Source organism: Deltaproteobacteria bacterium (assembly GCA_015233135.1).
Classification (GTDB): domain Bacteria; phylum UBA10199; class UBA10199; order JADFYH01; family JADFYH01; genus JADFYH01.
Window position 1 is genome coordinate 78,259 of record JADFYH010000002.1, and the last position, 20,697, is coordinate 98,955.

Below are 20,697 nucleotides of genomic sequence, written 5' to 3' on the forward strand. Positions count from 1 at the left end.
TGGGGGTAGTCAGGGGGAGAGGGTCTCCCCCTGACTAGAGCTTTGCATCTGGCTTTGCCAGTGCAAAGCGGATAGGCACGAGCGGGATCGAACCGCTGACCTCATCCATGTCAAGGATGCGCTCTAACCAGCTGAGCTACGCGCCTAAGATAAACTTTATCCCTATTCTCCTCCTCTTAAGCTAAGAGGAGGTCGGGAGGAGTTATGTCAATTGCATCCAATTGCTACAACTCCCCCCGCCCCCTCTTAATGTAAGAGGGGGTGTACTCGGTACTTGAAGATCTATGCATAGGTCAAGCCAAATTTAAGCTAACCCACAGAAATCTGTATCTTTTTTTCTAATTCCATTAAATTTTCAAAAGGATTCTTGGCTCCCTGCTCGACTTCGCTTTTCAACTGGGCCAGGCCTGAATCTTCTTTTAAAATTTTCTGCAGGCGATGATGAAGAAGCTCACGCAACCCCTCTTCCCATTCTAACAATCTAATTTTTTGAAGTTTCTGTTGGAACAAGGGACTTTGAATCACCTGCTGATAATGCTCGTCTATCTGTTGACGGAGTTCGCTTATCCCTATGTTTTTCAATGCCTGAATTTGTAAAACAGGAATCTTCCAACCCTGCACCTTGGGTTTCGTGGAGGAACCCATTTCAATCATACTGAGTAGTTCCTGATAAATCTTATGGGCCCCGTCCCGATCCGATTTATTGATGGCGAACACATCCGCCGCTTCGAGCAGGCCGGCCTTCAGGGTCTGAATCGTGTCTCCCGATTCGGGGGTTAAAACCACCACCGTCGTATGGGCCACTTCCAACACATCCATCTCGGTTTGCCCCACCCCCACCGTCTCCACAATCACCACCTCATAACCAAAGGCATCCATCAAACGCACAATATTGCGCGTCGCCCGAGACAAACCTCCCAGAGCCCCGCGAGACCCCAGACTGCGAATGAACACCCCTTCGTCTTCCGCATGGTCCATCATCCGCACTCGATCCCCCAGCAAAGCCCCGCCGGTAAAAGGACTGGAAGGATCCACCGCCACCACCCCCACTTTTTTCCCCAAGGCCCGATAATGCGCAATCATCTGATCCACCAAGGTCGACTTCCCTGCCCCAGGAGGCCCCGTAATCCCAATCACTTCCGCCCTGCCTAAAAATTGATGAATGCTGGCTAAAATTGCCGAAACCTGCTCAGGTCTATTTTCAATATAACTCATGAGTCGCGACAAGGCTACTCGGTCACCGGAAAGCTTTTTTTGAATAAGATTTTGCATAGGAAATTCCGTCATTCGAAATCATTTGTTTTTATTTTTTTGCACACTCATTGATTTCCAATGAAGCAAGGGATGAGTTTGTATCAACTGAATCAGCGTTTGATTCTCTGTTAATAACTCAGGCCGAATTTCTCCGTGGTCAAGTATTGCATTTAGAAATTCGATTTCCAGTTCAGTGAGAGGCAATACAATCTCGAGTTTTGTTCGACATTCTTTAATTAGGCGTTCTATCCAGGAATTTACTTCTTCTTTCGGCAAAAAACCGTTTCTGAGAACGGGGATGAGCTGATTTTTAAGTTCATGTACGTTGTAGTCGAGATCATCGGTAGAAATTTTTCTCCAATCGCGTCGGTTCATAGCGCCATATAAAACAAAACCCAAACGAAGTTTATCCCTTTGAAGATTGCCTTGGGTAAGAAGCAAATGAGCATCAAAGAGATCACGACTTGCTTGACGTGCAAGTAAGGCGGCAAGCTTACCTGCCGCCAGCTCATGTAAATCAAGCACCGGGATTTTCTTGCTTGAATAAGAACAGACTCGTTTGGATTCCAGTAAAAGAGGAGACCACAAGGGAACGCGAAATACAAAATTGAGATCTACTTCTATATTACCACCCTCTCCCAACGAACTGTCGTATTGCAATCGCCATTTTCCACCTGCATGCTCAGTGGGTTGTCGGGTAACACGCATCCCCTCGCGGGAACAAACTGCTTGCACTGCCTGTTCGATCTTAGGGCGTTCAGCAAGCATTACTTCGCGACTGGAGCCTCCAATATAATTCAGATCAATATCCACAGACAAACGAGGTAAGTCGAAGAAAAAAAGATTGAGTGCGGTTCCACCCTTGAGAACAAAGCGATTTTTAAGAAAAGGATGACTTTGAAAGCCATCGAGAAGATTCAGCAAATGGATGACCTTTTCCAAAATTTCAGGTCTAAATCCTGTGGCTTGAGATTCAGTAATCAATTTTTCTTTAGAGATTTTTATAGGATTCCTCCTCCCAACTGCGCTCGACAAGACTCAGTGGAACTATGAGATTCCATTTACTGATCAGTTTACTTTTTTTGTTTCGTTTCAGATAGGTTGGCTGCTTTGGACAAAATTTTTGAAGCCTTCGCAAGTATTTATCCTCTACCATCAATGTTTCCCGATGTTGTTCCAGAAAGTATCCCACCTTGGCAATAGTTGTAGCGTTGCCTAGTAGCAATGCATATTCAATTACCAATTCGAGATCAAAATATTCTACAGATTCTAAGGAACGCCAGATTTCTTCCCAGCCACCCCCCAGCTGAGGTCGATCGAGCACATCCACAAGCGTTCGCTCGAGACTTGTCACATGAATTTCAAGCCCCAAGCGTTCTTCTGTCTTTACGCCAAATAATTCTTTATTCTTTTTAACTAAACTTTTTGGAAATGAAAGCCCTACAAAATGACAGCCACGAAATACAGTAGGGTGCACAATCTTACTTGTTTGATAGTAATAATGATTGAAAACCGAATAAGCCTTGGCATAAAATTCCAAGGCCGTGTGATACGCAAGCACTGCGTCTTCTTTCATCTTAGCCGTTAGCAGGTAGGGATCAACCGAGTAATTTTTTGGATCTGCTCCCAAAGGCACACTGGCATACAGACCTCGGCGTATAGATAAAATGTGCCCTTGCTTACAATGATGTGCAAGCAAGGCCTTTCGCGTCCATCCGCTAGTCACCCCATTCTGCTGCTGCCAAGTAGCAAATTCAGTGCTAGTAAAAACAGGATGCTTCTCTAAAAAATTCGTGACCTTCATAAACAATACCTGATATTAAGTGTCAATAGGGCTAATTTAATTAGCCCTATTGTAATAATATATCAAGTAAATCACTTATTAACTTAACAACCCTGTGCTCATTTATTGATATTTGACTAAGAAATCAAATTCAGCATATTCAAGAACTGAATCACGATCAGAGGCTACCCTCAGGGTTCCGTCCCTTTGGCGATGCCTCTTTTTTTATTTCCCGGTCACCCAAAAAAAATGCAGTTATTCTTAAAAAAAATTCTTTTTGAAGAAACTTTAGGCTAAACTGATACCGATAAGCTAATTGGTATTGATTATTTTTCGATAGAAAGAAGGAGATTTTTATGGCTATTAGTGCAGGTGTTCTTGCTGCGATTGCTCTTGGCGCTAGTGCTATTGTCGGTGCAGGAGTTGCAACGGGCATGTATTTCTCTGGAAGTGCAGCAGCTGAGGCAACCAAACAAGCCTCGGAAAATGCGATGAAAGGGACTATTGAATCCTCTCGACTTCAAGCCGATGCGCAAATCCACATTTCGGATAACGAAAGACACAACGCCGATGCCGATCGTGCCATTCGTGAAAAAGAAAACGCACACGACGCTCAAATGACTGATAGATGGTTTTCCTATCTCGACAACATGCGCGGAGATGATAACAGCATTGATCAAGCCACGCTTGTGACCCGTCAGGATGGGGTACAGCAATCTCGTCGCATCGATTTAAGTGAACGTCAGGTCCCCACAGGGTATTCCATTTAAAAAAAGCGAGCCAAATGACCTCAGCCTCAACTCCCATTGAAGTGCGCTTTGCTCGGGCAGGAGATCGACAAGTGTTGATTGAGCTTTGCTTGAAATTGTTGCAGCATCTTGACCAATTTGAGCATGACATATTGCCCAGCCTTGAAAATGCCGAATGGATGGTAGACGTTCTTTTTTTACCCGCTGCCACTCGAGAAGAAGGCATTCTGATTGCTTGGGATAAAGACAAAGCCGTGGGTGCCATCTTTTGGGCCATACAAAATCTCCCTTATCAAATGCGCTTTAAAACCGCCTATGGCTATGGCACCTATGTAGATCCAAATTATCAGAACCAAAAAGTAGGGACCTTACTGCGACAAAAAGCCATTCAAGCCCTAAAAAAACTAGGCGTACAAAAGCTTTTGGGAATGGTGCATTTTGCCAATGAGATTTCTGTAAAAGCAAGCGACAGGCTGGGCTTTAAACCTCATGCGCGCCTGGATCTGCTGGATCTTGAACAATTTTTATGAATCAAATTTCTACTGACCTATTTTGGATATTGCTCACTTACAGCGCCAACCCTTTTTCAACGGCGCAGAGCCTCCCACATCCCAATTTTAAGCTTATCCCTTCCGAACTCGGAATTGATCACTTTGATGAAATTTGGAAACAAACAAGGGCCTACAGTCTACTTGATATTCATCGCACTCATCAAATATGGAAATTAATGCATGAAGTGGAAACACAGCCAGGCGATATTATAGAATGCGGCTCACACAGGGGAGGATTGTCTTTTTTCATTGCACTTTATATTCAAGAAAAAAAAATCAATAAGAAGGTTTTTTTGTGTGATAGTTTTCAGGGTCTACCGAAGCCCTCGGATAAAGATAGCTTTTTTACAGAAGGCATGTTCAATGCCAACCTCGAACAATGCAAACAATTAAGAACTCATTTTAATCTTGATTCAATTATTGAAATTGTCCCCGGCTGGTTTGAAGAAACGCTTCCAAAATTAACAAAAAACAAAAACCAAAAATTTTGTTTGGTTCATCTGGATGCAGACCTCTACGAAAGCACTGAAACAATTTTAGAATATATTTACCCAAAGGCAATAAACAATACCCCCTTCATTGTTGATGATTATCTCATCCCGTCATCTGGTGTGCGTCTCGCCTGTTGGAAACAGCTAGATCAAACAAAGGAAACCCTCGAGCAAGGCCCTTGCAGCCAGGCCTATTTTAGAAAAGGGAAAACTTATGATACGCCTTTTACACACAAAGATCCTGAGGGAAATTTACTTTCATTTAAGGATCTGCGCATGAATTCATTTTATCAGAAACACCTCAAGAGAGTGCTGAGTGATATAGAAAATCACAGGCAAACCCTGATATCTTTTTACAAGGCAATTAATGATCTGCCCCTTGAGAATTAGAAATAGATTTCTGCCTTTAATTTTTATACAATGGAAGCTTATGACCTCAGAAAAATATCCTAACCAAAAAGAGATGGAACTCATTTGGGCTCAAATCCCCAAAGAGACCCAATTGCCTCCCGGACTGGAAGGCGAATACATTCGCTACCTTTCCACCGACCCGCGCTACCTCTACAACACGGGATTTGTCGACAATGTGCTGCATAAACTGGAAGATTGGGAAGCGGCTTTCCTTCCCTTCAAACAGCCGGATGCAAGCTTTTTACTTTCTAAAGATAATTTCTTAAGCCTTGGAAAATTTCGATATACAGGTTTTATCCGAAGACCTGTCGATGTAATGAAAATACGAGATGGATGGTATGACCTGAAAATTTGGAGGGAATTTCTCGTTCGAGATATCATTCCCTCTACTACAAAACTTAGTGAAGAGGATTTGGATAAAGGGACTCAAGAATCGTTAAAACAAGGCCGAATTAAAGAGGATCGAATATTAGTGGATGAAAGCACTCGCAGAAATCTTAAATTGTTAATGGATCAATTTCCTTCCCCCACTCGAATGAGGGAAATGGCCCTGGAGAAGGCCTACCAAGAAATTATTAATAAAGCACAAACCACTCAAAATAAAGCTAAGGTAAGCACCACCTATGACCGAGGGCCTAAAGTGGGAGATGTGCAAAAGAAAGATCTCAAAGAAATACTGGTAAAAAGTTCTAAAATCGCCAGCAGCGCTGAGCAGAAGCCTACAGTTTCACTCAAGGATTTACAAAAACAAAGCCGGGGCAGTGGAAAAATGAATGGCTAGAAGCAACTCTAGTGAGACTGAACTCGATAATAAGTTAAGGGAGCCAGTGGAAATTGAATAACATCAGTTATTAAAATAAGGAGGTTTTTATGTCAGTAGGTGGTGTAGATATGAGTCAGAGAGTCTTAGACCGCGCTCAACAACAAAGTGATGCAGCCGCTAAAGGCACTGAGCAAGCACTATCCGGACTAGCTCAGAGCATACCCGCATCCTTGGGTAAACTGGGCGGTGCTGGTGGAAACGAAAGGCCAGGGGCTGTAAATAATAACCACACTGACATCACTCGCAATGTCACTCAGCAAGTAACTAATGTGGGTGCTGGTGCAAGCGCGACGGTTAATGCTAGCACTGTAAGTGCGACTGGTAGCTCCCGAGTAGCTACTAGTCAATCTTAGCAACCTCAACATCCGAATTTGTCCCCAAACGCCCGTAATCGGGCGTTTGATTTTTGTGCTGCATGCTCGAATATAAAGTACGCATCTCTTCGATTTCTTTTTCCAGTTCCCGAATAGTTCTGTTCTTGGCCTTAATTTCCCGCGAACGATAAAAGATACTGATGGCTCCATTAAAAGCCGCAAAAACCATCCCCAAACAAAATGAACTTAACAAAAGTAAGCCTACAGGAATTGCCGAAGATTCAAGAAAATAACGAGGAGGAATAAAAAGCCGAAATTGGATATTATACGATAAGGCCTGGGAGTTTGAGTTGTAATACAAAAAATCCCCCAGAACAAAAATGATCAAGGCTAGAAAAATAATTTTGAGAAATCGTAGCATCACCCTCTCCCTAACCCTCTCCCCTCAAGGGAGAGGGGATTTCAGAGGATTTCAAGATTATTTACTCTGGTTAATTCTTTCCCTTAATTCCTTTCCTACCTTAAAAAAAGGAACCCGGCGAGTGGTCACAAATACCGACTGCCCTGTTTTAGGATTTCTTCCCTGGCGAGAATGGCGAGTGCGCACTTCAAAGGTACCAAAGCCGCGAATCTCAATTCGGTTTCCAGTACTCAGATGTTCGGTCATTTTATTAAAAATAGTATCTACGATTAAATCGATTTCTTTCTGAGAAAGATGCTTGATTTTTTCAACCAATGAATTGACCAGATCACTTTTTGTCATATCAATTCCCCCAAAAATAAAGTGCACGATAAGTTTTTATAGAAGCCATCCATTGCAACAATTTGGTTTCAGAATCTTCTTCTCCAAACAAGGCTTTTAAGAGTGGGCTCCCTTTGTCTGGACGTATCACTTTTGCCTCACCTGGAATTTTGGCTAGAACTCTCGCCACTTCGATGGCATCTTCCAAGCCCCCTAGTTGATCCACCAACTTCAATTGTAAGGCCTGCTCGCCGGTATAAACCCGTCCATCAGCCAATTTATTCACGGTTTCAATGTCTAAATGCCTGCCTTCTGCCACTGCCTTTTTAAACTGTGCATGCATATTAGACAGTAAATCTTGCAGATAGGCGCGTTCCTCCGGCTTCATCGTTCTGAGGGCAGATCCCGCATCTTTCATCTCACCCGCTTTTAATATTTCAGCCGAGACTTTCGCCCATTTGAGCAGATCATTCACTTCGACATGCTCCATCAATACACCAATGCTGCCGGTGATGGTTCCTGGATTTGCCAAAATTTTATGTGCCGGAGCGGCAGCATAGTAGCCGCCCGAAGCTGCTACAGAGCCCATCGAAACGACAATCGTCTTTTTTTGAGCAACTCGTTTTACCTCGTTGTATATCTCTTGAGAAGGCCCCACCGCCCCACCCGGAGAATCAATGCGAAGCACAATGGCCTTCACCTGCTCAGATTTCAAATATTTTTCAAGTTTCTCATTCACCTTTTCCGATTCAAAAATAGCCCCCTTAAGCTCTACCACCGCAATATTTCCCCACGAATCTTTCCAATTTGAAGAAGGAGAAAACAGCAAGGCAAATCCAAAAAACAGAGCACCCCCCATGCAACTAAAAAGCAACACGATCACCAGGACTATCCACCAAATTTTTCGACTGGGTTTATTTTCCATCGTTCCCGATAAGGGGTGTAGAAAGGTTCAGAAAAAAAAATCCCCCCGTGTCTCATCGAGGGGATTATCCACTATTCTTTTATTCCTTTTTCATCATGTCCGCCAAAGTCACACGAGACTCTCCCTGCTTGGCCTTGAAATCTGCAAAATCTCTCTTTTGAGAATTTTTCAGGTATTGCTTATAAGAAAGCAGAATGCGTCTTTCTTTTTCGTCATGACCCGAAACTTCAGCCTCAAATTTATCCCCCACCTTCACGCCTTCTGCCACAGCATCCTTCAACATCACCGAGGCTTCCACGTCAGATCCCAAATCTAAAATGAGTAAGTTCCCTTCAATTTGTTTTATGGTTCCAGAAGTAACAGTCCCCACCGAATATTGATTACAAGCCTTGGCAAAAGGATCTTCTTCCAGTTGTTTTATCCCCAGAGAAATTCTCTCGTTGCCCTTGTCAATATTTAAAACCACCGCCTCAACCATATCCCCTTTTTTGTACAAATCAGAAGGATGCTTGACCTTGGTGGTCCAGGAAATATCAGAGATATGCACCAGGCCATCGATGCTGTCATCGATTCCCACAAAAATACCAAAGTCGGTAATATTCTTAATTTCACCTTTAATTTTAGTCCCCGCGGTATACTTTCCTTCCAGCTCTTCCCAAGGATTAGGTTCAATCTGCTTCATCCCCAAAGAGATTCTTCGGCTGGGAGCATCCACATCCAGCACTACAGAATCAATCACATCCCCCAGGTTAACAATTTTGGAAGGATGCTTCACTTTTTTAGTCCAGCTCATTTCGGAAATGTGAACCAAACCCTCTACGCCACTTTCCAACTCAATAAACGCGCCATAATCAGTAATGTTGACTACCTTACCTTTTACGCGGGTGCCGGGAACATAGGTATCTTTCACTGCTTCCCAAGGATCTGAAACAAGTTGTTTATAACCCAGAGAAATTTTCTGGGAGGCCGCATCATAACGTAATATAAGAACGTTAATTTTTTGACCTACCTGGAACATTTCGGAGGGATGACCAATGCGTCCCCAACTCATATCAGTAATATGAATGAGTCCGTCTACGCCACCCAAGTCGACAAAGGCACCATAATCGGTAATGTTTTTTACAACTCCTTCTACAACCTGTCCTTCTTGCAAATGGGCAAGCAGTTCATGTTTCGCGGATTCACGTTCTTGTTCAAGCACCGAGCGACGAGAAACAACCACATTTCCTTTGGCACGATTGAGTTTTAAAATTCTAAAACGATATTTCTTACCCACGAGCTTATCGAGACTTTTGACGGGCTTTAAATCGATTTGAGATCCGGGAAGAAAGGCCTTTACCCCGCCAACATTCACGACCATTCCACCTTTAATCTTGTTCACTACCAAACCTTCGATGGGGGTACCATCTTGCTCGGCTTGAGAAAGCTTATCCCAGGCAGCCAGTGCATCTGCTTTTTCTTTGGAAATAACAACAAGACCGTTATCGTCCTCTACGCTTTCAAAAATAACATCCACTTCATCTTCGGCCTTCACGGTAATATCGCCATCCAGATTGCGAAATTCCTCTATAGGAATCTGCCCTTCGGACTTGAAGCCAATGTCCAAGAGAACATAGTCTCTTAAAACCTTGACGACGCGACCTTTTACCAATTGGCCTGGATTGAGTGCTTTTTGTTTTACGCTTTCTTCGAAAAGTTTTTCGAAATCTTGGGTTGTAACATTCATGCGAACGACGAAGCCTCCTTAATATGTTTATTTTTCCCGTGCTTAGGGAGGGTGGCTTATGACCTAATCTGTTTAGATTGTCAAAATGTTTTTCTTTCGCCTCTTTATTTTTAAAGCCCTTATTTTTTGCGGATATAAATCGTTTTAGTCACCCGAGCACAAAGCCGCCCTTCTTTATCTATAAGATCGATGGGATAGTTTCTATCAATAGAACGCTCGGTTTTGAGCAGCCTTTTAATGGTTTGGATTTCTTCTTCGCTAATCAGCAGACATGCTTCCAGAAAGTTTTTCCCAGGCTTCAAAAATTCCACCTGAGCACTTTTATCCCAAATAATATATTCAGGTCCCAAAATTTGAATCAACATCAACATATACTGAGGATCCACCGAGGCGTAGATACTGCCGCCATAGAGAGTTCCTACATAATTTTTGGTTCTCCAGGTCAAAGGCAAGCGTACTCGCATTTCTCGAAAATCAGAAGCAATGTAAGTAATTTTGGCCCCTGTGCCCCAATAGCAGGGCCAGAAGTTAAAGCGATAACGGAATAATTTTGATTTTAGGGATTCAGGCATTTTCTACTTTCTAAAACATGTAACGTCCCATCCGAATATTCATCAACAAACCCACCGCCATCATCATGGTGAGTACCGAGGATCCTCCATAAGAAAAAAAAGGAAGAGGAACTCCAGTAAGAGGAAGCAAACCCAGTACCCCTCCCAAGTTAATCACCAGATGCCAAAAAAATAATCCTACAATCCCCAGGCTCACCAGAGAACCAAAGGCATCTTTCGTTTGATAGGCGGCCTCGATGCCTAAAAGCAAAAAAATAAGCATCACGGCCAAGCTCAAGGCAGCCCCCGCAAACCCCCATTCTTCGGCCAAGACAGGAAAAATAAAATCGGTATGTCTTTCGGGTAAAAATTTAAGTTTGTTCATGTTGCCTTTTAAATATCCCTTGCCAATCAGACCCCCGGAACCCACCGCAATCTTAGATTGCATCAAATGATAGCCACTGCCTCGTGGATCTTTTTCAGGATTCATGAAAATTTTTATTCGATCTTTCTGATAAGGCTTCAAGCCCCATTGATACAAAGCAAAACAAGCGAGGGCCCCCACGCAAAATATAAGAAGCACATAACGAATTTTGAAGGGGGTGAAAAAAGTAAGGGTAAAAAAGAGAAGAATGAAAAACAAGGAACCTCCCAAATCTTTCTGCAAAAGAATCAAACTGGTCGGCAAGATCAAAAGCAACAGCGCCAGCAGCAGCACTTTAAAAGAAAGCCCTTCGCGAGGAATCTTTTCGGAATAAAAACGCGACAAGGCCAAAATAAAAGCAAGCTTGGCCAATTCGGAGGGTTGAAAGGAAAATTTACCAATCACAATCCAGTTTTGCTGACCCGCAACGCTGCGTCCAAAGAAAAACACAAGCAACAATAAAAGTATGGAAAATCCATATAAAAGATAAGAGTATTCAAAGAAAAAATGGGTATCCATCCACAATAAAAAAAAGAGCAATCCCAGCCCGATACAAATCCAAAGGAGTTGGGAACGAAACAAAAGTGAAGCCCCAGGCTGATCAAAACGATAGGTGGCACTATATAAGTTGATCAGCCCCAAAGACACCCAGAGAAGAATGATAAAAAACACTCCCCAGGGAAAACGAAAAAAGAGTTTTTTTCGGGAAGAAGATGAAAATAAGGGGAGTTGTTGCATAATACTGGTCTAATTCACCATTCCTCGTGGTGCAATTTCCTCTTCGGGAATCGCTCCAAATTTTTTTTCATAAAGCCCAATATTTTGCTGCAAGGCCTTCAAAAAACTTTTCGCATGGGCCGGCGATAAGATAATGCGCGAAGCCAATATTCCCCGGGGTTGAAAGATGCTTAAAAAATCCAGGACAAACTCGCCTTGCCCGTGTTGAATCATCACGTTGTTGGAGTAGATTCCTTTCAAATCTTCATCTTTTGCACTAATCTGAATGGTGTTCTCTTGCTTTTCCATGCTTATTTTCTCCTGATTTTTTTGTGAATAATGGGAATCGTTTCTTGCAGGAGTCACAGGGCTTCAGTCAATATGAATTATTCACAGAGACCTCGATGCCATTGACAGCCTAGGTCCGCCATGTTTGTAAAATGCATGCTAAAAATTGCCTGCGTCCCTTATCTGAATGCGAAACCTCTCATTGCGTCTTTGGATTCCAAAGAATTTGAATTATTTTATCAGCCGCCAGCCCAGTTGGAGAAAATATTGATGCAAGAAAAAGCAGACCTGGCCCTACTCCCCATCTTGAATTATTTCGAAAATTCCCGGTTAAAATTGGTCCCGGGTCTCTGCATTGGATGTAGGGGCACCGTTGAAAGTGTAAAACTTTTTTCCAGCAAGCCCATCCAGGAAGTAAGACATATTTATTTAGATGTAGAATCCAGAACTTCACAAAATTTATTGAAAGTAATTTTGAAGGAAAAATATGGGCGGGATTTGGAGGGGATTTGTTTTTATGGAAGTTTGGAGGAGAGGGAATTAATAGAAGCCTACCTTCTCATCGGTGACAAGGCAATGATAGATCCTCCTCAAACTTCCTATGAATACGATCTGGGAGCGGAATGGACCGAATGGCAAAAGCTTCCCTTCGTTTTCGCAGCTTGGATGAGTACTCGAAATTTGGAGACAACTATCGCTCAAGTGCTGCAAAAAGCCTTAAATAAAAGTTTTAAATATATCGATTTACTATTGAATGATTTTGAAAATGGACTGGGAAGAGAACGCTTAAGACATTACTTCACAAGCTCCATTCATTATATTATGGGCGAAGAAGAACTGAGAGGCATCACTCGTTTTTTTGAACTCCTAAAACCGATTCAAGGATATACCCATGAGCTCCATTTCCGCTTTGTATAAAAAAATTGAAAGCAAGCAACGCATCAGTCCTCAAGAGGCAGTAAGGCTTTTTAAAGATGGGGATCTGCTGCAACTGGGCCGACTCGCTGACACCCTTAATAAAGAAAAAAATCAAAACGTCATTGGGTATGTGATCGACCGCAATATCAACTACAGCAATGTCTGCATGTTACGTTGTAAATTCTGCGCCTTTCGCCGTGACAAAGGCGAAGAAGGAAGCTGGGAGCATCCCCTGCATGAAATCGATGAGAAGATTGAAGATCTTTTGACTTACGGTGGCACTCAAATTCTGATGCAGGGAGGACACCATCCCCAGTGGAAAATAGAAGACTACACCCGCATGCTCAGTCACATTCGTGGCAAGTATCCACAAATTCATATTCACGCCTTTTCTCCTCCCGAAATTGATCATATCTCGCGCCTGAATAAAATTTCCTACGAAGAAACGCTGCGTCTTTTTAAGGAGGCAGGCCTGCACTCTTTGCCCGGAGGCGGTGCAGAAATTCTGGTCGATCGAATCCGTAAAAAAATTTCTGCCGGAAAGGTAAGCTCCGAGAATTGGCTCAAAGTGGCGCAAACAGGTCATGAATTAGGAATTCGAGGTTCTGCTACCATGATGTTTGGACACGTAGAAACTGTAGAAGATCGCGTGGAACACCTCGCTAAAGTGCGCGAGTTGCAAGACAAGACCCAAGGATTTTTTGCTTTTATCCCTTGGACCTACGTACCCGGCAATTCCCCCATGGGAGGCGAACAAGTGGGTGGTCACGACTATCTCAAAACGTTGGCCATTAGCCGAATCTTTATGGATAACTTCCAAAACATCCAGATTTCCTGGCTCACCCAAGGCATCAAAATGGCTCAAATTGCCATGCAGTTCGGGGGCAATGACATGGGTTCCACCTTGTTGGAAGAAAATGTGGTGCGATCCACCGGAGTACCGAATCATACCAATGTACCGGAGATCCATCGTGTGATTCAAGAGTGGGGCTATACTCCGCGACAAAGAGACACTTTTTATAATACCCTGCAAATGCATTGAGGAAAACAATATGCCTACAAAAAAACAAACACCACTCACTCTTGAACAACTTGAAAAGTTTTATCAAAAAAGAATTGAACCCAGATTTGACAGTCTTGAGAAGGACGTATCGATTCTCAAGACCGACGTATCCATTCTCAAGACTGACGTATCCATTCTCAAGACTGACGTATCCATTCTCAAGACTGACGTATCCGTTCTCAAGACTGACGTATCCGTTCTCAAGACTGACGTATCCATTCTTAAGACTGAGGTAAATCTGCTTAAAATTGAAACAAGAGAAATGAAAAATGACTTGAGTAATCTCAGTCAGAATTTCCAGGAGTTTAAATCAGAATCCAGTTCAAGCTTTGATGCCATTGAAAAAAGATGGGATACCATGGATCACGAATACACAGTCATCAAGCATCAATTGAAGGAAATGGACCATAAAATGGATAGGATCCAAAATGATACGGCAAAAACAAATTATGACACGATAATTATCCGCCGTGAAATTGAGGAAATAAAAAACAAAATTTATGCCACCGAACTCCATGCCTCCACTTATGTAGAGTTACGCGACCATGTTAGAATTCTGGAACAACGTATCCAGGTTTTGGAACAAAATAGGATTTGAATCAAACAAACAAATTGCCACTCCAACATTTTTTTAAAAAAAACTTAGCAACTTTTCTCTCCTCAAATCGATAAAGCCCCCGCTATGGAGATTAATTTTGAACAACTGGCGCATTTGTTTTTTGATCCAGCAGACCCCTTTGAAAGAAAACTCGGCAACTTGGGGATATTGCCGCAAAGCAGCAAGTTTTGTCAGACTTTGCGGGGTCGAATCCTTAACGAAAGAAGTACTTGGGAAAACTTGAATCCTGAATTTCCTTTGCCAAGAAGTCTGGGAGTTACCGAGCTGCTCTTCTTCGACAGCAATCACGACCATTATTTGAGTGATCAAGAGAGAAATTCTGGACCTAATTTATTTAGAGATATTTGTCCTTCTCCACTTGAATTGGCTCCAGCCAGTACCACATTTTGGTCGCAGGTCGAACAAGTAAGCGAAAGATTGGAATTAGCAAGGCAAACCCCTCCTCCACAAACTGTAAGTGCAACTAAAAAGGCGGTTTTTGTTCTTACAGGCTTTACTTGTTTGTTTGGAACATCCAGCCTGGTTCTAGGTTTATTTGGCCATATTCCTCTTCGATCCGCAACATTTGCTGTAGTAGCCTCTTGCGCAATAGGAATTGCCTTGCTCGAGTTATCGGAATAATATTTTCCGAATTATGTCTTCCTTTAAACTAATCCGCGTTCCCTATCTGCTTCCTATTTCTGCTGACCCAATCCAAGAGGCTGCCTTGCTTATCGAGGACGATATCCTCGTCTCAATCGGTAGATTTGAAGAGGTCTGGAAACATCCTCAAAGTAAAACCGCTATTCAAATAGAACTCCCAGATACTGTGTTGTTGCCTGGTTTTGTCAACGCGCATTGCCATCTGGAACTGACAGCGCTGCAGGGCCTTCAATATCCAGGAAGTTTCAGCGCCTGGATTACAAAGTTAATCCGCGCAAAATCAGACTTGAGTGTAGAGCAGATTCAAATGGGTTTTCAAAGAGGCCTGGCCTGGCTGTTACAGACCGGTACCACGACTGTTGCGGATCATGTCAGTGTGGGGACCGATTGGAGTCTGCTGAAAAAAAGCCCACTTCGTTATCAGATTTTTTTGGAAAGTCTGGGAGTAAATCCAGAATTGGCAGAACAGATTTATGAACTGGGTGAAAAAAGTGAAGTCCCTCACATTCACCTTTCCCCTCATTCGGTGCACGCCCTGCATCCACCTCTTTTGGAAAAGTTATTGAAATCTTCACGCCCTCTTTTCTCCATTCATCTGGCAGAAAGTAAAGAGGAGGAAGAATATTTTAAAAGGGGATCTGGAAAGTTGTTTGAGTTTATTCGGGAGAAAAATCCAAAGTCATGGTTCGAGAACCTCACCATGTCCAGTATTCAATATTTAAACAAAAAAAAATTGCTCTCAGATAAAATCCTTGCGATTCATTGCAACTACGTGGATGACGAAGATATTCAACTGCTTCAAAAACATAAGATGAGCGTCGTCCATTGTCCCAGCTCCCATGCCTATTTTGGACATCAGCGTTTCGAACTGGAAAAGTTAAGACAAGCCGGACTCAATATCGCCTTGGGAACGGATTCTCTCAGCTCAGGGGATTCTCTTTCGATGCTCGATCAAGTGCGTCTGGCCCGAAAAAATTATCCGGAAATTCCGGCCAGCGAATGGTTGAGAATGCTGACCCTGAATGGAGCCCGAGCCCTAAAAATGGAAAGAGAAATTGGAAGTTTGGAGCTAGGAAAAAAAGCCGATATCATTGGTTTTAAATTTTCAAATTTTTCTGGTATTCTGGAAGATCTGGCGGAGAATGTTTTGGAAAAGAAACAAGTGGATTTTATATTGGAGGACACATGATGACTCAACTTTGGCACGACATGATGAGCCTCGACCTCCCTATTTTGGAAAAAATTCTGCGCGCTGTTTTGGTTTATGCCTTCCTCATTGTCGCACTGCGACTTGCCGGAAAACGCGAGTTGGCGCAGCTCAACCCTTTCGATTTGGTGGTACTGCTCACCCTTTCCAATACGGTACAAAATGCCATTATCGGCAATGACAATTCGGTGAGCGGCGGATTAATTGGTGCAGCCACTTTATTGGGCATCAACTACATCGTGATTCGTTTTCTTTACAGCCATGATAAAATCGATCGTTTTGTAGAAGGTTCTCCCAGTTTACTGATTGAAGACGGAAAAGTTATCTATTCTACCCTTAAAGAGGAACTCATTACTCTGGCCGAACTGGAAGCCGCAGCCCATAAACAGGGCTTTGGATCCTTAAGCCAGATTGAAAGAGGGGTGTTAGAATCAGGGGGTTCTATTTCTTTTATCGGAAAACAGCCTAATCCGGATGAAATCCGGCATCAGGAATTAATGCTTCAGCTTCAAGATTTAAAAAATGAAATTAATAATTTAAAAAACCGACTTGTTCCCAAAGATTCTGTTGAGTTGATTGACAAAAAAAGGTGAGCCCGCTAATCGAGCGTCTGTTGTCTCTGGTATTTTTTTAAAAAAAGGATTCCATTTTGGCTCACTCTATTACCTACAAAGACGCAGGCGTCGACATTGATGCAGGCAACCAGTTTGTCCAGCGTATCAAACCCTTAATTCAAAAAACGCAGCGCACCGAAGTGATCTCCAGTCTGGGAGGTTATGCGGGGCTGTTTTCCATCAATATCCTGAAATATAAAGATCCTGTTTTGGTTTCCACCACCGATGGCGTAGGCACCAAACTGAAGCTTGCCTTGGAGTTGGGGCGCTACAAGGGTCTGGGTCAAGATTTGGTGGGAATGTGTGTGAACGATTTACTTTGTGTTGGGGCCGAACCCCTTTTCTTTCTGGATTATTTTGCCACCGGTAAATTGGATATTGATATCGCTGTCGAAGTCATCGAGGGCATCACGGAGTGTCTGAAAAATATCAACTGCACCCTCATCGGCGGTGAAACGGCTGAAATGCCGGGTTTGTATCAAACGAAAGATTTTGATCTTGCGGGCTTTGCCGTAGGCATCGTGAACCGCGGAGAAATGATCGATGGCTCCAGTATTTCTATCGGTAATAAAATTATTGGCTTGGCTTCCAGTGGAGTACATTCCAATGGTTTTTCCCTGGTGAGAAAACTGATTCAGGAGGCCCAGGTTAATCTTGAACAACACGATAACGATTTGAAACAAAGCCTGGGGGCAGCGCTCCTGGAACCCACTCGCATTTATGTCAATTCCATCCTTGCGCTCAAAAGACAATTCAACGTGTTGGGTTTGGCGCATATCACGGGAGGGGGCCTGCTTGAAAATCCTCCCCGCATCTTTCCCAAACAGTGCAAAGGCATTTTTAATTTAAAATCCTGGGAAAGGCCGCTGCTGTTTAAAAAGCTTCAGGCCTGGGGGAATATCAGTGAAGAAGAAATGTTGCGCGTCTTCAACTGCGGAATTGGAATGATTCTGGTGGTAGAGGCAAACCAGGCTGAGGAGGCGGTAAGCCGCCTGGCGGGCTTGGGAGAACAGGCCTGGATTATTGGGGAAATCGCAGAACGTAACGCGGGAGAAGGAGCGGTCTCTTTTGTGGGGTAAAATGTCTCGACTCAAACTCGGAGTATTAGTTTCAGGAAATGGCAGCAATCTTCAAGCAATCCTGGATGCCATCGGTTCAGGCTTGCTGCAAGCGGAGCTGCGGCTTGTTGTATCCGATAATCCAAAAGCCTATGCACTAGAGCGCGCCCAAAAAGCAGGAATTCCTTTTGCGATTATAGAAAAAAAGAATTTTGAAAATAAAACTTTATTTGAAAAGGCACTCATCAGTTTTCTCAAAAAAGCAGAAGTCGATTGGGTGGTACTCGCCGGCTTCATGAAAATTTTAAGCGCAGATTTTTTGAATGAATTTCCTTCTCGAATAGTCAACATCCACCCTTCCCTACTCCCCACTTTTCCGGGTTTGAATGCGATTGAACAGGCCTGGAATTATGGAGTGAAGGTGACGGGCTGCACGGTGCATTTAGTGGACGAAGGTTGCGATACAGGCCCGATTTTGGGACAAACTCCAGTGTTAGTAGAAGCTGAAGATAATCTGGAAAGTTTAACAAAAAAAATTCATGCAGCGGAGCATGAGCTTTATCCGAGAGTACTGCAAAATTTAGTAATAAAGAATTCGGAATCCTGTAGGGGCGGTGCCTCTGTGCCCGCCCGCACTCAGCCGTACTTTGAGCCAAAATGAAAGGCCAAATTACGGGCGACCACGGAGGGATCGCCCCTACAAAAAAACACATGAAGAACATATTATCACTACTCCTTTTGTTTTTAACTTTATTAATTTTTTCTCAAAATGTCCAAGCCCGCCACGGCTATGCCTTCTCCGCCTATGGTGGCGGGGCATTCAGTTTAACAAACACCTTTCCAGATTTAGATATGGGGGCAGGAGGAGGCATTGCCCTCGATTGGCGTTTCAACCAGCGCTGGGCCCTCAGCACACGCCTGGCGGTATTTGAGCATGACGGCGAAGGGCTTTCTAAAGGCAATAACGGGATGTTGTTTTTGAACTTGCCGGATGTGCTCTTGAAATTTCATTTTTTTGGGGATGAAAAAAGATTTGATCCTTATGCCTTGGCGGGGATTGGCTTGGGAGTACTGACGGGTGGCAGCAAAGGCGACAACTCCGCCGGAGCGGGGCTTACTGCAACGGTAGGAATAGGTGCAGATTATTATCTCAGTGATTCTTTTTCTTTGGGTCTCTCCGGCGAATTTAAAACCTTTGGTTTGATTCGTAGTGATTCGGAATCTTCGGCCCTCATCTTCATCTCGGCTTTGGGGCATGTGAGTTGGCATTTTAAATAAATAGAGGTTCTCTTGGCAGAAAAATTTTGTGACATTTTAATTGTAGGCTGTGAACTCCCTGGTCTTATTGCGGGAGCCTTCCTCGCAAAACGAGGCCTGTCCGTGACTGTTTTAAATACAGATCAGGATGTAGGAGTTCAGAAAAAAAACATCCAGCCGAATCTGATTTCCCATTTGGACAGTCGGCTTTTCAAAACTATTTTAGGAAGACTTTCCATTTCTGATTCCGAACTTGGCATCGTCAACCGCTACGACACGCCTTTTCAGGTGGTGATGCCCAAGCATCGAATTGATGTCACTGTTCAGCGCGACGCCTTTTATCACGAATTGAAGCGGGAATTTGTTCATCAAGCCGATGCCATTCGTTCTTTTTATTCAAGTTTGGATGAATTGGATATTTCGCTGGATGACGAAAAACTTCAATCGCTTCTCTTACCGCGTGGTCCCTTTCAACATTACAAACTTTATAAGTACATCAAGGCAAATCACCTCGATTTAACCATCGAAGATTGGATGCAAAGCCTGAATCTCAACCAGGAGATTGCCTGTTTTCTACAAGCTCAAATCAAAACCCTTTCCAATTTACACGTAGAAAAACCCTTTTCTTATTTGTTGGCGAAACTACTCGCTAATCAAAACACGGTGCTTTTTGATGTGAAGGGTGGCATCGGGCAGTTGAAAAAAATATTTTTGAACAAGATCGAAGCCTATTCTGGAAAAGTAAAAAATGATGTGAAGATTGAGAACATCCTCATCGAAAAGCAACGCGCAAAGGGCGTAAAACTGGGTGGATTCGAAGGGCTGATTGCCTGTAAATATCTTTTATGGAACGAACCTTCCGCGCAAATTGAACCCTGGTTACCCAAAAATTTTCTTTCCAAATGGCTCATTCGAAAAATTCAGAAAGTAAAACCCCAATATTATCGTTTCAGCATCCAGTATGATGTCGATCCGGATATCATTCCCGTGGGCATGAAAGGCAATGTGCTGCTGGTGCAAGATCCTGACAAAGAATTGCTGGCTGAAAACTTTTTGCACCTGCATTTTTATTATCCCAAAGAGGCGGAAAGCCCTTCTCCTTACAAGACCCTGCTCGTTACCTATTTATTGCCGGTTGGCGACCACACACAAAATGAAGAGTGGTTTGGCAATCTGCATCAGCGCATCACGGAACAGCTTCAGGATTTGATGCCCTTTAGCCAGGGCCGTATTCATCTCCGCTTTCCCAAGTCGGATGAAAAGATTGAATCCAACGATTTGCTCTTCCCCCTCGAAGACCCGGATTTTGTGGTGTTTAAATCCAATGCCTTGCAAAATCCGGTCTATGAAGTGAAGGCCCATCGTTTTCAACATCTCTTCCCTTTCCCCAATCGAAGTTTCATCCGGGGGCTCATTCTTTGCGGCTCAGAAATCCTCGCCTGCCTAGGCTTTGAAGGCGCATTTTTATTGGGTTTGAAGACCACCGATTATGTCTGGACCGAATTTGAATTGCGCAAGAAAAAGGGATTAAAGCAGAGGAGGATTGCCTGATAAAGCAGATTAGACTTCT

At 43.3% G+C, this 20,697-nt stretch carries 25 protein-coding genes and 1 tRNA gene; 14 read left to right on the top strand and 12 right to left on the bottom strand.

The annotated features are described in order from the left end of the window. Nucleotides 1-72 precede the first annotated feature (72 nt). The 4 genes from HQM15_01125 to HQM15_01140 form a co-directional block, all read right to left on the bottom strand. A tRNA-Val gene (locus tag HQM15_01125) sits at nucleotides 73-146 on the bottom strand. A gap of 163 nt (nucleotides 147-309) precedes the next feature. After that, nucleotides 310-1,272, bottom strand: coding sequence for a methylmalonyl Co-A mutase-associated GTPase MeaB (meaB, locus tag HQM15_01130; GenBank protein ID MBF0491368.1), 963 nt, complete (start codon nucleotides 1,270-1,272; stop codon nucleotides 310-312). A 21-nt stretch (nucleotides 1,273-1,293) separates the two neighbouring features. Further along, nucleotides 1,294-2,259, bottom strand: coding sequence for a nucleotidyl transferase AbiEii/AbiGii toxin family protein (locus HQM15_01135; protein ID MBF0491369.1), 966 nt, complete (start codon nucleotides 2,257-2,259; stop codon nucleotides 1,294-1,296). Then, a complete protein-coding gene (locus HQM15_01140) occupies nucleotides 2,246-3,058 on the bottom strand; it encodes a transcriptional regulator (protein ID MBF0491370.1) in 813 nt (270 codons plus the stop codon). The genes HQM15_01135 and HQM15_01140 overlap by 14 nt, the downstream gene beginning before the upstream one ends. Before the next feature lie 413 nt (nucleotides 3,059-3,471). On the opposite strand from HQM15_01140, the gene HQM15_01145 reads away from it, so the two are divergent. Genes HQM15_01145 through HQM15_01160 form a run of 4 tightly spaced genes read left to right on the top strand, consistent with a single transcriptional unit; the run spans nucleotide 3,472 to nucleotide 6,020 of the window. Next, nucleotides 3,472-3,807: a hypothetical protein gene (locus HQM15_01145; GenBank protein MBF0491371.1), complete on the top strand. Its 336-nt coding sequence runs from the start codon at nucleotides 3,472-3,474 to the stop codon at nucleotides 3,805-3,807. Between the two features lie 14 nt (nucleotides 3,808-3,821). Then, the gene (locus tag HQM15_01150; GenBank protein MBF0491372.1) at nucleotides 3,822-4,316 is read left to right on the top strand and encodes a GNAT family N-acetyltransferase; all 495 of its coding nucleotides are present in this window, start codon (nucleotides 3,822-3,824) and stop codon (nucleotides 4,314-4,316) included. Beyond that, nucleotides 4,313-5,218: a class I SAM-dependent methyltransferase gene (locus HQM15_01155; GenBank protein ID MBF0491373.1), complete on the top strand. Its 906-nt coding sequence runs from the start codon at nucleotides 4,313-4,315 to the stop codon at nucleotides 5,216-5,218. The genes HQM15_01150 and HQM15_01155 overlap by 4 nt, the downstream gene beginning before the upstream one ends. A 40-nt stretch (nucleotides 5,219-5,258) precedes the next feature. Next, the gene (locus tag HQM15_01160) at nucleotides 5,259-6,020 is read left to right on the top strand and encodes a hypothetical protein (protein MBF0491374.1); all 762 of its coding nucleotides are present in this window, start codon (nucleotides 5,259-5,261) and stop codon (nucleotides 6,018-6,020) included. A 188-nt stretch (nucleotides 6,021-6,208) separates the two neighbouring features. Here HQM15_01160 and HQM15_01165 read toward each other — a convergent pair whose 3' ends face one another. The 8 genes from HQM15_01165 to HQM15_01200 form a co-directional block, all read right to left on the bottom strand. Beyond that, a complete protein-coding gene (locus tag HQM15_01165; GenBank protein ID MBF0491375.1) occupies nucleotides 6,209-6,409 on the bottom strand; it encodes a hypothetical protein in 201 nt (66 codons plus the stop codon). After that, nucleotides 6,402-6,797 (bottom strand): LapA family protein, encoded by a 396-nt coding sequence (locus tag HQM15_01170; protein MBF0491376.1) that lies wholly within the window; start codon nucleotides 6,795-6,797, stop codon nucleotides 6,402-6,404. The genes HQM15_01165 and HQM15_01170 overlap by 8 nt, the downstream gene beginning before the upstream one ends. Before the next feature lie 57 nt (nucleotides 6,798-6,854). Beyond that, the gene (locus tag HQM15_01175; protein ID MBF0491377.1) at nucleotides 6,855-7,139 is read right to left on the bottom strand and encodes an integration host factor subunit beta; all 285 of its coding nucleotides are present in this window, start codon (nucleotides 7,137-7,139) and stop codon (nucleotides 6,855-6,857) included. 1 nt (nucleotide 7,140) lies between these two features. Beyond that, complete coding sequence (sppA, locus tag HQM15_01180) at nucleotides 7,141-8,043, bottom strand: signal peptide peptidase SppA (GenBank protein MBF0491378.1); 903 nt, start codon at nucleotides 8,041-8,043, stop codon at nucleotides 7,141-7,143. A gap of 79 nt (nucleotides 8,044-8,122) precedes the next feature. Next, nucleotides 8,123-9,769 carry a 30S ribosomal protein S1 gene (locus tag HQM15_01185; GenBank protein MBF0491379.1) on the bottom strand — a complete coding sequence of 549 codons (1,647 nt, stop codon included), beginning with the start codon at nucleotides 9,767-9,769 and terminating at the stop codon, nucleotides 8,123-8,125. A 119-nt stretch (nucleotides 9,770-9,888) separates the two neighbouring features. Beyond that, the gene (locus tag HQM15_01190; GenBank protein MBF0491380.1) at nucleotides 9,889-10,341 is read right to left on the bottom strand and encodes a DUF4442 domain-containing protein; all 453 of its coding nucleotides are present in this window, start codon (nucleotides 10,339-10,341) and stop codon (nucleotides 9,889-9,891) included. A gap of 10 nt (nucleotides 10,342-10,351) precedes the next feature. Then, a complete protein-coding gene (gene rodA, locus HQM15_01195) occupies nucleotides 10,352-11,482 on the bottom strand; it encodes a rod shape-determining protein RodA (GenBank protein ID MBF0491381.1) in 1,131 nt (376 codons plus the stop codon). A 9-nt stretch (nucleotides 11,483-11,491) separates the two neighbouring features. Further along, complete coding sequence (locus HQM15_01200; GenBank protein MBF0491382.1) at nucleotides 11,492-11,770, bottom strand: DUF3467 domain-containing protein; 279 nt, start codon at nucleotides 11,768-11,770, stop codon at nucleotides 11,492-11,494. A gap of 135 nt (nucleotides 11,771-11,905) precedes the next feature. On the opposite strand from HQM15_01200, the gene HQM15_01205 reads away from it, so the two are divergent. The 10 genes from HQM15_01205 to HQM15_01250 all read left to right on the top strand — a co-directional run bounded on the left by HQM15_01205 (nucleotide 11,906) and on the right by HQM15_01250 (nucleotide 20,678). Then, nucleotides 11,906-12,667 (top strand): menaquinone biosynthesis protein, encoded by a 762-nt coding sequence (locus HQM15_01205; protein ID MBF0491383.1) that lies wholly within the window; start codon nucleotides 11,906-11,908, stop codon nucleotides 12,665-12,667. After that, nucleotides 12,642-13,709, top strand: coding sequence for a dehypoxanthine futalosine cyclase (mqnC, locus tag HQM15_01210; GenBank protein ID MBF0491384.1), 1,068 nt, complete (start codon nucleotides 12,642-12,644; stop codon nucleotides 13,707-13,709). The genes HQM15_01205 and mqnC overlap by 26 nt, the downstream gene beginning before the upstream one ends. Before the next feature lie 10 nt (nucleotides 13,710-13,719). Further along, nucleotides 13,720-14,328 (top strand): hypothetical protein, encoded by a 609-nt coding sequence (locus HQM15_01215; GenBank protein ID MBF0491385.1) that lies wholly within the window; start codon nucleotides 13,720-13,722, stop codon nucleotides 14,326-14,328. Nucleotides 14,329-14,412: 84 nt separating this feature from the next. Then, the gene (locus HQM15_01220; protein MBF0491386.1) at nucleotides 14,413-14,970 is read left to right on the top strand and encodes a hypothetical protein; all 558 of its coding nucleotides are present in this window, start codon (nucleotides 14,413-14,415) and stop codon (nucleotides 14,968-14,970) included. Nucleotides 14,971-14,983: 13 nt separating this feature from the next. Then, on the top strand, nucleotides 14,984-16,180 hold the full coding sequence (locus tag HQM15_01225; GenBank protein ID MBF0491387.1) for an amidohydrolase family protein: 1,197 nt from the start codon (nucleotides 14,984-14,986) through the stop codon (nucleotides 16,178-16,180). Continuing rightward, nucleotides 16,180-16,791, top strand: coding sequence for a DUF421 domain-containing protein (locus HQM15_01230; GenBank protein ID MBF0491388.1), 612 nt, complete (start codon nucleotides 16,180-16,182; stop codon nucleotides 16,789-16,791). Before HQM15_01225 ends, HQM15_01230 begins: the two co-directional genes overlap by 1 nt. A 53-nt stretch (nucleotides 16,792-16,844) precedes the next feature. After that, nucleotides 16,845-17,891, top strand: a complete 1,047-nt coding sequence (gene purM / locus HQM15_01235; GenBank protein ID MBF0491389.1) for a phosphoribosylformylglycinamidine cyclo-ligase — start codon at nucleotides 16,845-16,847, stop codon at nucleotides 17,889-17,891. Between the two features lies 1 nt (nucleotide 17,892). Next, the gene (locus HQM15_01240) at nucleotides 17,893-18,531 is read left to right on the top strand and encodes a phosphoribosylglycinamide formyltransferase (protein ID MBF0491390.1); all 639 of its coding nucleotides are present in this window, start codon (nucleotides 17,893-17,895) and stop codon (nucleotides 18,529-18,531) included. Nucleotides 18,532-18,581: 50 nt separating this feature from the next. After that, entirely contained in the window at nucleotides 18,582-19,148 is a 567-nt protein-coding gene (locus tag HQM15_01245; protein ID MBF0491391.1) for an outer membrane beta-barrel protein, read from the top strand. 12 nt (nucleotides 19,149-19,160) lie between these two features. Continuing rightward, entirely contained in the window at nucleotides 19,161-20,678 is a 1,518-nt protein-coding gene (locus HQM15_01250) for a hypothetical protein (protein ID MBF0491392.1), read from the top strand. The last annotated feature ends 19 nt before the right edge of the window (nucleotides 20,679-20,697 follow it).

Bases quoted from the DNA above. Each gene is read 5' to 3' on its own strand.
- HQM15_01240 (MBF0491390.1), top strand. From the start codon at position 17,893: ATGTCTCGACTCAAACTCGGAGTATTAGTTTCAGGAAATGGCAGCAAT.
- HQM15_01145 (MBF0491371.1), top strand. From the start codon at position 3,472: ATGTATTTCTCTGGAAGTGCAGCAGCTGAGGCAACCAAACAAGCCTCG.
- HQM15_01170 (MBF0491376.1), bottom strand. From the start codon at position 6,797: ATGCTACGATTTCTCAAAATTATTTTTCTAGCCTTGATCATTTTTGTT.
- HQM15_01150 (MBF0491372.1), top strand. From the start codon at position 3,822: ATGACCTCAGCCTCAACTCCCATTGAAGTGCGCTTTGCTCGGGCAGGA.
- meaB (MBF0491368.1), bottom strand. From the start codon at position 1,272: ATGCAAAATCTTATTCAAAAAAAGCTTTCCGGTGACCGAGTAGCCTTG.
- HQM15_01175 (MBF0491377.1), bottom strand. From the start codon at position 7,139: ATGACAAAAAGTGATCTGGTCAATTCATTGGTTGAAAAAATCAAGCAT.
- HQM15_01155 (MBF0491373.1), top strand. From the start codon at position 4,313: ATGAATCAAATTTCTACTGACCTATTTTGGATATTGCTCACTTACAGC.
- sppA (MBF0491378.1), bottom strand. From the start codon at position 8,043: ATGGAAAATAAACCCAGTCGAAAAATTTGGTGGATAGTCCTGGTGATC.
- HQM15_01225 (MBF0491387.1), top strand. From the start codon at position 14,984: ATGTCTTCCTTTAAACTAATCCGCGTTCCCTATCTGCTTCCTATTTCT.
- HQM15_01220 (MBF0491386.1), top strand. From the start codon at position 14,413: ATGGAGATTAATTTTGAACAACTGGCGCATTTGTTTTTTGATCCAGCA.
- HQM15_01230 (MBF0491388.1), top strand. From the start codon at position 16,180: ATGACTCAACTTTGGCACGACATGATGAGCCTCGACCTCCCTATTTTG.
- mqnC (MBF0491384.1), top strand. From the start codon at position 12,642: ATGAGCTCCATTTCCGCTTTGTATAAAAAAATTGAAAGCAAGCAACGC.
- HQM15_01200 (MBF0491382.1), bottom strand. From the start codon at position 11,770: ATGGAAAAGCAAGAGAACACCATTCAGATTAGTGCAAAAGATGAAGAT.
- HQM15_01190 (MBF0491380.1), bottom strand. From the start codon at position 10,341: ATGCCTGAATCCCTAAAATCAAAATTATTCCGTTATCGCTTTAACTTC.
- HQM15_01205 (MBF0491383.1), top strand. From the start codon at position 11,906: ATGCTAAAAATTGCCTGCGTCCCTTATCTGAATGCGAAACCTCTCATT.
- HQM15_01215 (MBF0491385.1), top strand. From the start codon at position 13,720: ATGCCTACAAAAAAACAAACACCACTCACTCTTGAACAACTTGAAAAG.
- rodA (MBF0491381.1), bottom strand. From the start codon at position 11,482: ATGCAACAACTCCCCTTATTTTCATCTTCTTCCCGAAAAAAACTCTTT.
- HQM15_01160 (MBF0491374.1), top strand. From the start codon at position 5,259: ATGACCTCAGAAAAATATCCTAACCAAAAAGAGATGGAACTCATTTGG.
- HQM15_01140 (MBF0491370.1), bottom strand. From the start codon at position 3,058: ATGAAGGTCACGAATTTTTTAGAGAAGCATCCTGTTTTTACTAGCACT.
- HQM15_01185 (MBF0491379.1), bottom strand. From the start codon at position 9,769: ATGAATGTTACAACCCAAGATTTCGAAAAACTTTTCGAAGAAAGCGTA.
- HQM15_01245 (MBF0491391.1), top strand. From the start codon at position 18,582: ATGAAGAACATATTATCACTACTCCTTTTGTTTTTAACTTTATTAATT.